The following is a 10,936-nucleotide window of genomic DNA, read 5'->3' on the forward strand; positions in this document are numbered from 1 at the left end:
GTCGTGGGCTTTCAGACCCGTAACCCCATCCACCGCGCCCACGAGTACATACAGAAGTGCGCGCTCGAGACGGTCGACGGCCTGATGATACATCCCATAGTCGGGGAGACAAAGGAGGGCGACATACCGGCCGACGTGCGGATGAACTGCTACCTGGCCCTTATGGACAGCTACTACCCCAGGGACAGGGTGGCGCTCGTGGTCCTGCCCGCGGCCATGAGGTACGCCGGGCCGAAGGAGGCAATATTCCACGCCTTGATACGCAAGAACTACGGCTGCACGCACTTCATAGTCGGAAGGGACCACGCCGGGGTGGGGAGCTACTACGGGAGCTTCGACGCGCACTACATCTTCGACGAGTTCGACCCGGCGGCCATAGGCATCACGCCCATGTTCTTCGACTACACCTTTTTCTGCAAGACGTGCGGCGGCATGGCCTCGTACAAGAGCTGCCCGCACGAGTCCGGAGAGCACATTTCACTTTCCGGCACCAAGGTGAGGGAGATGCTGAGTAACGGCGAGACACCGCCTCCCGAGTTCTCGAGGCCCGAGGTGGCGCAGATACTCATAGATTCGATGAAGAAGGGGTAGTACGGCGTTTTTTTAAATGGGGGGAGGAGAGGGAGGGGCAAGCGGTCTGTATCCGTTATCGTCCCTCGCCCTCCCTCCCTTTTTTTATCCCCCTGCTTTTATTCTCCGGCTTTTATTACCCATCTTTTATACCCCATCTTTTATACCAGCGATCCTACGCTTCGGCAGTTCCCAGCCGGGGTCCAGCCCGATGGCCCTTTCGTACGCCTCCACGGCGAGCGAGAACCGGCCCGTCATCTCGTAAGAGTACCCGATCGTGTAGTGGAACATCGGGGTCTCCGGCTTAAGCGCGAGCCCTTTTCGCGCCGCGGCAATCGAGCCCTCGTAATCTCCCTTCTTCGCGAGCGTTGAGGCAAGGGAGGTCAATATCCGCCGGGCATGGCGGTCATTACGATTCGAGCCGTCGATTGCGAGCGCCTCTCGGAACTCTCCTTCCGCCATACCGTAAAACCCTGCCGTGTCGTATGCCGCGCCGAGGTTCAGGTGGAACTCCGGCATGTCGGGACGAAGCTCCACGGCCTTTACGTACGAGTTTATGGCAGCCGTCACATCCCCCTTTTCAAGCAATACCTGTCCGAGGTTGTTGTAACCGTAGGAGTAGTCGGGGAAGCGTCCGAGAAGTTCCATGTAGTGTCCCTCCGCCCCCTCGATGTCTCCCGCGAGGAAGTGCCCCCACGCCCTGTTGTTGAGCACGCGTACCTTGTTCGGGGATTTCATGGCGGCGTCTTCCCATAGCGTTAGCTCGCTCTTCCAGACCGTGTTCCTCTCCGCCGTAAGGTATATGAGTGAAAGGACCAGCGCGACGGCGGCCACGGCCGACGTCGGGCGCGCCGTGGAGGCGCCGAGGCGGGAGAGGAGGTAGCCCGCGATAAGCGCGAACCCCACCGAAGGCAGGTAGACATGGCGCTCCACTGCGACGTCTCCCAGAGGGAAGACGCTTGAGGTGGGCAAAAGCGTCAGGAAGTACCAGAGGACGGCGAAAGAGACAATAGGCCGACTCTTACGGAACGTGAAGGCCGCGAACACCAACGCCGCTATAATAAGGACGGCAAGGAGGGTGGAGGGGTCCAGAAGGGTTGTCTCCGCCGCTATGTCGGGGTCTACGTGGGGGCCGCCGAAGGGGAGGAAGAGCCACCCGAGGTAGTGGAACACCACCACGTTAAGCTCGGTCAGAAAGTAGTGGTACGCAGGAAGTATCCCCTCGTCTATCCTCTTATCCAAAGGCACGACCGAGGACAGCGTCGAGTATCTGAGGAGCAGGTAGGCCGGGATGAGCATGAGCCACGGGAGGAGCAGTCTGCCGTACTTTTTAACGTAAGTCTTTGGGCCGCCCTCGTGGACCAGGAGCGTGTAGAGCACTATGACGAGCGGCAGCGACACGACCGTCGCCTTTACCCCGAGCCCGAGGACGAACACCGCAAGGGCGGCGAGGTTCAGGGCATCGGCGGGGGCTTTCTCCCGAGACGGGCAGCTCTTTATGAAGAGCAGTAGCGAGCATAGGAAAAAGAAAGCCGCCATGACCGCGCTCCTGCCCGCTATGTACGTTACGGAGCCGGTCTGGAGCGGGTGGAGGGCGAAGACCAGCGCGGCCACGAGTGGAAACGCGGGAGAGGTCCGCCGCGTACCTGGCAGAGCGCGCAGAAGTACCAACGCCAGGAGGTATACCAGTATCGAGACGGCTATGTGGAGGGCCAGGTTCACGAGGTGGTAGCCCGTGACGTCGAGGCCGCCGAACCGGTAGTTAAGCGCGAAGGTGAGCCTTAGAAGAGGGCGGTTCAGGAGTTCCTTCAGGATGCTTCCCGTGTTGGCAAGATCCTTTATCGCTTCGTCTTCCAGGATTACGTACCTGTCGTCGAAGTGGAAGGAGGCGTTGAGGCCGTTATAGTATGCCGAGGCGGCCAGCAGGGCCACTATAAGGAGATGCAACGCCGTGGTGTATTTGGTTTTTTCTTCCATATATACGCCGGTTTTTAAAAGCATATTAGCACATATAGAAAAGCATACGGAGCGTTTTTTTACGGCTTTTCGGTGTAGCGTCCTCTTCCGGCTGACTGTGGGGGGTTGCTTGACAATAGTCGTGGGATTGTTTTATTATTGCGAATTATCGTGTTTTTTTAGCTGTGAGGTGCCAATGAAATCTGTAGCGACACTCTTTTTTATGAACGCCGGTCGTTATATGGTCGGGGTACTCTTATCCGCCGTCCTGCTTGTCTGTACCTTTTCGGCGCCCTTGCCGGCCCTGGGAGAGGACGGCGGCGGATCGGGCTACAAACTCGGGGAGGGGATTAAGCTCTGGAACACGGGGCTCCGCCTCGGCGGCTACGTGATCCTCGAGTACGAAGACGCGAAGCACGAGGAGGCGTACTTCAAGCTCGACGACCTGAGCTTCTTCGTCTTCGGCGACATATCCAAAAGGTGGACCTTCTTCTCCGAGATAGAGGATGAGGACCCGGTCAAGGTGCCGATGAAGGGGAAGTCCACGAGCCATGAGAACTGGCAGATAGAGAGGCTTTACGCCGACTACCTCTACAGCGATAACCTTACCGTAAGGGTCGGCAAGTTCTTAACCCCCGTGGGCACGTGGAACGAGATCCACGCGGCCCCGCTCGTCTGGACCACCTCAAGGCCCGCCGTCACCTTCGCGCCCTTTCCGGAGTTCATAACCGGCGTCCAGTTGCTCGGCGAGTTCACGGCCGGGGACGAGGAGTTCAGTTACTCCGCCACATTCCAGAATAACGAGAGCATAAACGAACGGACCGGCTACAGGCGGACGCACATCTACTACGGCGGAAGGATACGCTGGCTCGCCTCGCCGAGGCTCGAGATAGGGGTGCCGGCCGCCTACTACGTCGAGTACGAGGTGGACGACAAGGTATACCTTACCGGCCTCGACCTTACATGGAAGGGCCGGTCAATGGAGGTGAGGGGGGAGGCCACCTACGGCCACGTAAAGCTCTACCGGGGCGGGCACTCGAGGGAGTACGGCTACTACCTCCAGGGCGTCTACGACATTACTGAAAAGCTCTCGCTCATAGGCAGGCACGAGTACATGAGGGCGCGGGACGACGCGGGCGACTACAAGGCATTCACCTTCGGCGCCGCCTACAAGCCCAGGCCCCCTATAGTGTTTAAGATCGAGTATCAGACAAGGAGCGGAAGCCTTGAGCTAGAAGAGGATGAGGGCGTCGAGGACGACCGTTTCCTCGCGTCGTTCTCCATACTCCTTTAGATGAACAGCATACTCGTTATACTAGCCGCCGCCGTGACTATTATCGGCGCCTCCGCGGCACCCCCACAGGCTGGGGACGATAACGATATCGTGGTGATCTCCGCCCGCGCGTCCGAAAAGGAGGTGACGGCCAGGACCATCGAGAGGATATACTTGAAGAGGAAGCTCCTCTGGGAGGACAAGACGAGGGTAGTCCCTCTCAACCTCCCCCCTGACCATCCCCTGAGGGCCGCGTTTACGGAGAAGGTCCTCAAGCGCGAGCACAGGGCGTTGGTGGAATACTGGAACCAGCAGTACTTCAGGGGGAAAAAACCGCCGCTGGTGGTGGAGTCCGAGGAGGCGGTGAAGAGGTTCGTCAAGGAAGTGCCGGGTGCCGTGGGGTATATAAGCAAGAAAAACCTCGAACCCGACCTGGTGGTACTTTACGTAATAGCGGTGGAATGATGATCGAGAAGATAAGATCGAAGCTCGTATGGAAGACGACCCTGGTCTTCGTGGCGGCGGCCATGGTGCCGTTTGTACTCATAAGCTTCTTCTTTTTTCAGAACTCCAGGAAGGCCCTCTACGACTCTATAGCGCATGGGCTTAAGACCGAGACCGGGCTCATGAAGGACGCGATCGACGCAAGGGTGTCGCTCCTCCGGTCCAACGCGATGGCATGGGCCGGCCTGGAGGTGATGAAGGACATACTGAGCGAGGATATCGACAAGCGGATAAGCGAGGTGGCCGCCGGTCTGAAGGAGGACTACGCCCTCGCCGGAGATATCTATGTCCTGAACGACACCGGCCGCATAGTCGCCTCAAGCGCCGGCAGCCCCCTGGGGGTAAGCTCCATAGACGCCCCGTGGGTGGAAAAGGTCCTCTCCGGGGAGGTGGTGGACCGCAACACGCACCCTTCGGACCTGGACAACACGCCCGTCATATCCTTCGCGGTCCCGGTAAAGCCTTCGTTCCTTGCCGGAAAGACCATAGGGGCGCTGGTGCTGGAATACAGGGTGGAGGATATAAAGAATATGCTCCTGGACTACGAGGACAGGCACCTGGCGATATTCGACAGGCAAGGCGATATAGTAATAGCCCTTCCCGAGGACGAAGCTATCTGGCAAGGCGGGATGAACCTTATCCGGGAGCGGAGCGGGGAGGTCGTAGCCGCAGCCGGGCACATCGCGTCGGTAGCTCACACGGGCGGTTATTACGGGTTCCAGGGCTTCGGCTGGACCGTCGTCGTGGCCGTGGATGAGGACGAGGCGCTCTATCCCATAAAGAGGATAGAGCGCGCGAGCCTGGCCTCCGGCACCCTGGGCGTTTTTCTTATCGTGCTCCTGGTCTCCGTCCTTGCCAGGAGGACCGTACGGCCGATCGAGAGCCTCTCGGAGACGGCGGACCGCATAGCCATGACAAAGGACTTTTCCACCACCGTTACTCCTACCACCGGAGACGAGGTGGGCAGGCTCGCCGAGGCGTTCAACCACATGATAGTCGAGGTAAAGAGATACATCCAGCATATACGCGAGATGGAAGAGGTGATGCGGAGGTCCGACAGGCTCTCGGCCCTGGGTGAGCTCTCGGCTGGCATGGCGCACGAGATAAAGAACCCGCTCGGCGTCATAAAGGGCTCGGCCGAGATGCTCAAGGACAGGGACGACATGCCCGAGCGCTACCGGAAACTCATAGGGGCCGTATACGAGGAGGCCGGGAGGCTCGAGAAGTTCCTGGAGACGTTCTTGAAGTTCGCGAGACCCGCCACCCCTCACCTTGAGCCGTGCAACCTCAAGCGGGAGATCGAGGGGGTGTTCTCGCTCATCGAGCCCCATATAGCACGGGAGGGCCTTACGCTCAGGAAATACCTCGACGTGACGCTGCCGCCGGTAATGACCGACGGCAGCCAGTTCCACCAGGTGCTCGTAAATCTGATGATAAACGCCGTCCAGGCAACGCCGGAGGGGGGGGAGCTCTCGGTCTCGACCGGGAAGTGCGCGGAGTACCCGCCCGGCGAGGAGTCCGTTCCCAGGGACGTGATTAAGACGAGTGTGGTCGACACCGGCAAGGGCATGCCGCCCGAGGTAAGGGAGAAGATATTCAACCCGTTCTTCACCACGAAGGAGAGGGGGACCGGGCTCGGCCTTACCATAGTCACAAGGATCGTGGACGGGCTGGGGGGGTGGGTGACCGTGGAGGGCGGCAAGAACGGGGGCACGGTGTTCAACATCTATCTGCCCATGAACGTCGAAAAGGAGGGGGAGGAATGAAGACCGTACTCGTGGTGGACGACGAGAAGAACTACCTCCTCGTGCTGGGGACCCTCCTCTCGGAAGAGGGCTATAACGTAGTAACCTGCGGTGACCCACGGAAGGCCGTAAAGATAGCCGAGGAGGAGCAGCCCCAGCTCGTTATTACGGACCTCAAGATGCCCGGGCTCACAGGCATAGAGCTCCTGAAGAAGGTGAAGGGGAAAAGACCCGACCTGCCGGTCATAATAATGACCGCCTTCGGTGCCGTCGAGACGGCGGTGGAAGCCATGAGGCACGGCGCCTACCACTACATATTAAAACCGTTCCAGAACGAGGAGTTGAAGCTCGTGGTGAAGAGGGCCATCGAGATGAACGCGCTGGCCGTCGAGAAGGGGCTCTTGACCGAAGAGCTCTCCACGAGGCTCGGCTTCGAGGGGTTCGTCTTCAAGAGTGAAGCGATGAGGGAGATAACGAACCTCATAGAGCAGGTCGCAACCACCAGGACCACGGTCCTTATCCAGGGCGAGAGCGGGACGGGAAAGGAACTCGTGGCGAGGACCCTGCACCGGCGGAGCCCGAGGAGCGGCAGACCCTTTATCGCCGTCAACTGCGGGGCGCTCACCGAAACACTCCTCGAGAGCGAGCTCTTCGGCCACGAAAAGGGGGCCTTCACCGGCGCTGATGCGAGGAGGAAGGGGCTTTTCGAGGTGGCCGATACGGGCACTCTCTTCCTGGACGAGATCTCCAACACCTCCCCGGCCCTTCAGGTAAAGCTGCTCCGGGTCCTTCAGGAGCAGGTCTTCGAGAGGGTGGGGGGGACCAGGCCCATAAGGGTCGACGTCAGGATAGTGGCGGCGAGCAACCAGGACCTCGCGGCCCTTATAAAAGAGGGGCGCTTCAGGGAAGACCTCTTCTACAGGCTGAACGTCTTTGAGATAAAGATACCGCCCTTGAGGGAAAGAACCGAGGATATCCTCCCTCTGGCCGAGCACTTCCTGAAGACCCTCTCGATGGAGATGGGTAAGCATATCGGCTCTTTTTCGGACGCGGCGGTCGAGGCGCTCAAGCGCTACCACTGGCCGGGGAACGTCAGGGAGGTCAGGAACGTGATAGAAAGGGCCGTGGTCGTATCCGGGGGTATGGAAATAAGCGCGGCCGACCTCACGCTCGATCCGCCAACTCCGTCCCAGGCCGCCGGGGGGCGCACGGCGGTCGACCTTTCAGTGCCGCTCCCGGAGTTGGTCGACGGTTACGAAAAGGGGCTTATCTCCGAGGCCCTCAAACGCTCCGGGGGGGTCCAGGCCAGGGCCGCGCGGCTGCTAGGCATAAGCCCGGCGACACTCCAGTACAAGCTCAATAAATACGGGTTGTAGCAGCCCGTATTCGAATTTTCATATAAAAGTTCTGAAATTTATATAGATTGCCTTCCATTAAAACGACCCGTAAGGGCCGCCCCAGCAGCTACCCCCTTGTTTTTAAAGGATTTCCATAGCCGTACAGGGCCTCGTTTGTTCTGGCATAACTATTGCAATTATTAAATATCGTAATGGAATACAGCATAGGAAAACTTAAGTTCGACACCCTGAAGGACCTGTCGCTCTCGCTTATGGGGGAGGGGCATGGAGAGAGGGATAAGGTTGAGGGCTTCGCCGCAAGGGTCTACCGGAAGATGTACGGGGCCGAGCTCAGGACCTTTTGCCGCGACCTCCTGACCTTGAGCGTCAATAAAGGGGAGACGATTACCTGCATAGGCGTAAACACTCCGGAGTCGGGCCCCTTCTTCCTCGAGCAGTACCTCGACTCGCCGGTGGAGGAGGAGATTTCAAGGCTTATCGGGGAGAGGGTTAATAGGGAAGAGATAGCCGAGGTAGGGACCATGGCGGTCCGTTCACGGGGTTTATGCCGCATTATGATGGCCGGCCTCACGGGCTACCTCATGAGCCGCCAAAAGAGGTTCGTGGTCTTCACCGCCGTAAAGGTCCTCAGGAATACCCTTGAGCGCCTCGGGGTGCCGTTCGTTACCGTCGCCAGGGCGGTCCCGGAAAGGGTCAGGGACAACAGCTCCTGGGGGAGCTACTACGACGCCTCCCCGGAGGTGGTAGTTATAGATATGGAGCGGTGCCTGACCCACATGGAGAAGGCCCTTGACGGCGTGGGCTACAAGGCCCGGAACGAGGCGGCGCGGATGATGAACGACATGTTTTTCAAGGGGCTCCTCCTGGAAGAAGACTACAAACTCGCGGCCGGGTTCTAATCATGAAGCTCTGGAAGGGCATAAACCGGCTGGCCAAAAGCACCCCCGAGAGGGCCGCCTTAAACGAGCTGACCTACCGGGGGTTAAAGGACTCCATACTCCGCTGTATCCGCTTCCTGCCGGGCCTTAAGGATAAGAGGGTCGCGCTCATCGTAGGGAACAGGCCGCTCTGGGCCATATACGATATCGCCCTTACGCTTAAGGGCGCAACGGTCGTGCCCGTCCCCTGGTTCTTCTCGAACGAACAGGTAAGACACATCATAAGGGACGCCAATATCGACGCTGCCGTCGTCGAGCCGAGATGGCACGCGATCTCCCGTTGTCCCCACGATGCGTTTAACGGGTGCGAGATTATACCGGCGGACCTGTCCTTCGAGACCCCGATGGACAGCGGCGCGCTGTGGGTGGGTGCGGACCGGGAGATACCCGGGGACAGGGTCGTAAAGATAATCTATACGTCGGGGACCACCGGCACGCCCAAAGGCGTTATGGTGACCCTCGGCGCCATAGAGACGGTAACCGCTTCGCTTGTCGAGCGTTCCGGCGCGTCCGCCTTCGACAGGCACCTTTCTCTCCTTCCGCTGAGTACGCTCATCGAGGCCATAGGCGGCCTTTACGTGCCGCTCTCGGCCGGTGCCACCGTCATCTATCCGGAAGAGGAGAACCCGCGCAACGTCGCGGCCGGGATTACTAACCTCAGGAATTTTTTCCACAACTCAGGGGTGACGACACTGAACCTCGTACCGGCCCTTCTCGAAGAGATGGTAAGGGTCGGGGCTCTGCGCGGCCTGCCGGATACGCTCCGTTTCGTGGCGTGCGGCGGGGCTCAACTCTCAAGCTCCCTTATTAACAGGGCCGGCTACCTCGGCATACCGCTCTACCAGGGCTACGGACTCTCCGAGTGCGTAACGGTCGTATCGCTTAACGCGAGCGGCTGCAACCGTCCGGGCAGCGCCGGGCTGCCGCTCGACCACGCGAAGGTCAGCCTGGCCGAGGACGGGGAGATAGTGGTCTCGGGCGGCGCCCTTATGAAGGGCTACCTCGGCGGGGACGGCGAAGAGATTCGCTCCTGGCACACCGGTGACGTGGGCTATATGGACGACCACGGCTACCTCCACGTGACCGGGAGGAAGGACGCGCTTCTGTCCACGAGCTACGGACGCAGCGTATCACCGGAATGGGTCGAGGAGGAACTGGCGTCGAGCGGCGTCGTAAGGCAGGTCATGGTATGCGGCAACGGAAGACCGTTCCTCTCCGCGCTCGTGGTGCCGGACGAAAGGTGGCTAATCGAGACATCCAGGAAGCTCTCCATAGAGGGAAGCAGGGGGGCGCTCATCAAGCACCCGGCCGTGCTGAAAGCCGCCTCAAAGGAGCTCGATGGCGCCATGGGCTCTCTTCCGGACTATGCAACGGCCAGGGAGTTCGCCCTGATAGAGGAGCCGTTCGATACGAGAAGGGGACTCCTTACGCCGGGCGGGTGTCTCAATAGGGAGAATATACTGAAGACCTACGGAGAGGTAATAGCAGGACTATACGATAACCACACTAATAAGGAGGGTGAAAGTGTCCAGGCAACTTAATCCAATACTTGATATGTTTAACAGGCCTATTGTCGGAGGTTCGCTTGTTATGTTTTTAACCCTGTTGCTTTTTTCCGCAATCTCTTACGCGGAGGAGAGCGCGGCGGAATGGGTGGAAAGAGGCGACGCCTTCTACGCAAAGCGGGGAGAGGGACACACGGGCGACTGGGCCTCTACCGAGCCTATCGAAAGAGCGCTTTCGGCCTACCTTAAGGCCTATGAACTGGGCGACAGCTCGGCCGAACTCTCCGTAAAGATACTCCAGTCCACCTACTTCTACGCCACCTATGCCGAGAAGGACAAGAAGGCGCAGAAAGCGGCGCTCCAAAAGGCACGGGAGGTCGGAGAGGCCGCGGCAGCGAAGCACCCCGGCGACGGACCCCTTAACTACCAGATGGGCGGTATATGGGGAAGGTGGGGCGAGGTGAACGGTATTATCGCCTCGGCGAGGAAGGGGGTCGCCGATAAGGTGCGCGTGTACGCGGAAAAGGCCGTAAGCCTCGACCCGGGGTATGCCTCCGGCGGAGGGTACAGGACGCTCGGGAGGCTGAACTTCAAGGCCCCGTATATACCCCTTATCCTTTCATGGCCGAGCAAGAAAGAGGCCCTTAAATATCTAAAGAAGGCCGTGGAGGTAGGGCCGGAAAACCTGACGAACCACCTCTTCTACGCCGAGAACCTCTACCACGCCAAGTCCTACGACGAGGCGCTGACCCACGTCGGCCACGTCCTCGATGCCGAGATAGACTCCTCCAAGGTGGTCGAGGACCTCCGCGACAAGGAAGACGCGCAGAAGCTCAAGGAGAAGATAGAGGCGCGCCAATAGGAACAACACCAACGGGAATAACACAAAGATGGACACCACGGGCCATAATAAGAAAAAAGGGGGAAAAGAAAACTACACCCCGGACATGGTCTGGGAGGAGTTCAAGATAACGCCCGAGGACCTCTTGAAGGCGAAGGTGCTCGAGAGTTCCGTCTATCTCACCAGGAAGTGCAACCTCAAGTGCCAGTACTGTAAAATAGTAAAGACCCAACTGCCCGAAGAGCT

The 10,936-nt window shown here is 59.2% G+C and carries 10 protein-coding genes; 9 read left to right on the forward strand and 1 reads right to left on the reverse strand.

Features of this window, described 5'->3' with window-relative positions; all coding sequences use genetic code 11:
• Positions 1 to 591, forward strand: a 591-nt coding sequence (sat, locus tag V3W31_09780) for a sulfate adenylyltransferase (protein MEE9615216.1), incomplete at its 5' end; no start/stop codon positions are given.
• 126 nt (positions 592 to 717) lie between these two features.
• Here the strand turns inward: sat and V3W31_09785 are convergent.
• Complete coding sequence (locus tag V3W31_09785) at positions 718 to 2,547, reverse strand: tetratricopeptide repeat protein (protein ID MEE9615217.1); 1,830 nt, start codon at positions 2,545 to 2,547, stop codon at positions 718 to 720.
• A 175-nt stretch (positions 2,548 to 2,722) separates the two neighbouring features.
• On the opposite strand from V3W31_09785, the gene V3W31_09790 reads away from it, so the two are divergent.
• From V3W31_09790 to V3W31_09825, 8 genes are all read left to right on the forward strand, one after another.
• On the forward strand, positions 2,723 to 3,820 hold the full coding sequence (locus tag V3W31_09790) for an outer membrane beta-barrel protein (protein MEE9615218.1): 1,098 nt from the start codon (positions 2,723 to 2,725) through the stop codon (positions 3,818 to 3,820).
• Complete coding sequence (locus V3W31_09795) at positions 3,821 to 4,264, forward strand: hypothetical protein (protein MEE9615219.1); 444 nt, start codon at positions 3,821 to 3,823, stop codon at positions 4,262 to 4,264.
• Positions 4,264 to 6,069, forward strand: a complete 1,806-nt coding sequence (locus V3W31_09800) for an ATP-binding protein (GenBank protein ID MEE9615220.1) — start codon at positions 4,264 to 4,266, stop codon at positions 6,067 to 6,069. Before V3W31_09795 ends, V3W31_09800 begins: the two co-directional genes overlap by 1 nt.
• Positions 6,066 to 7,424, forward strand: coding sequence for a sigma-54 dependent transcriptional regulator (locus V3W31_09805; GenBank protein ID MEE9615221.1), 1,359 nt, complete (start codon positions 6,066 to 6,068; stop codon positions 7,422 to 7,424). The genes V3W31_09800 and V3W31_09805 overlap by 4 nt, the downstream gene beginning before the upstream one ends.
• 173 nt (positions 7,425 to 7,597) lie before the next feature.
• Positions 7,598 to 8,305, forward strand: a complete 708-nt coding sequence (locus V3W31_09810; GenBank protein MEE9615222.1) for a thermostable hemolysin — start codon at positions 7,598 to 7,600, stop codon at positions 8,303 to 8,305.
• Positions 8,306 to 8,307: 2 nt separating this feature from the next.
• Positions 8,308 to 9,885 carry an AMP-binding protein gene (locus tag V3W31_09815; GenBank protein ID MEE9615223.1) on the forward strand — a complete coding sequence of 526 codons (1,578 nt, stop codon included), beginning with the start codon at positions 8,308 to 8,310 and terminating at the stop codon, positions 9,883 to 9,885.
• A 112-nt stretch (positions 9,886 to 9,997) separates the two neighbouring features.
• Positions 9,998 to 10,711, forward strand: a complete 714-nt coding sequence (locus tag V3W31_09820) for a hypothetical protein (protein MEE9615224.1) — start codon at positions 9,998 to 10,000, stop codon at positions 10,709 to 10,711.
• A gap of 28 nt (positions 10,712 to 10,739) precedes the next feature.
• Positions 10,740 to 10,936, forward strand: a 197-nt coding sequence (locus V3W31_09825; protein MEE9615225.1) for a hypothetical protein, incomplete at its 3' end; no start/stop codon positions are given.

Source organism: Thermodesulfobacteriota bacterium, from assembly GCA_036482575.1.
In the GTDB taxonomy this organism is placed as follows: Bacteria; Desulfobacterota; GWC2-55-46; order GWC2-55-46; family JAUVFY01; genus JAZGJJ01.

Excerpts from the sequence above, each read along its gene's own strand:
- V3W31_09815 (MEE9615223.1), top strand. The coding sequence starts at position 8,308 with ATGAAGCTCTGGAAGGGCATAAACCGGCTGGCCAAAAGCACCCCCGAG.
- V3W31_09795 (MEE9615219.1), top strand. The coding sequence starts at position 3,821 with ATGAACAGCATACTCGTTATACTAGCCGCCGCCGTGACTATTATCGGC.
- V3W31_09810 (MEE9615222.1), top strand. The coding sequence starts at position 7,598 with ATGGAATACAGCATAGGAAAACTTAAGTTCGACACCCTGAAGGACCTG.
- V3W31_09805 (MEE9615221.1), top strand. The coding sequence starts at position 6,066 with ATGAAGACCGTACTCGTGGTGGACGACGAGAAGAACTACCTCCTCGTG.
- V3W31_09785 (MEE9615217.1), bottom strand. The coding sequence starts at position 2,547 with ATGGAAGAAAAAACCAAATACACCACGGCGTTGCATCTCCTTATAGTG.
- V3W31_09790 (MEE9615218.1), top strand. The coding sequence starts at position 2,723 with ATGAAATCTGTAGCGACACTCTTTTTTATGAACGCCGGTCGTTATATG.
- V3W31_09800 (MEE9615220.1), top strand. The coding sequence starts at position 4,264 with ATGATCGAGAAGATAAGATCGAAGCTCGTATGGAAGACGACCCTGGTC.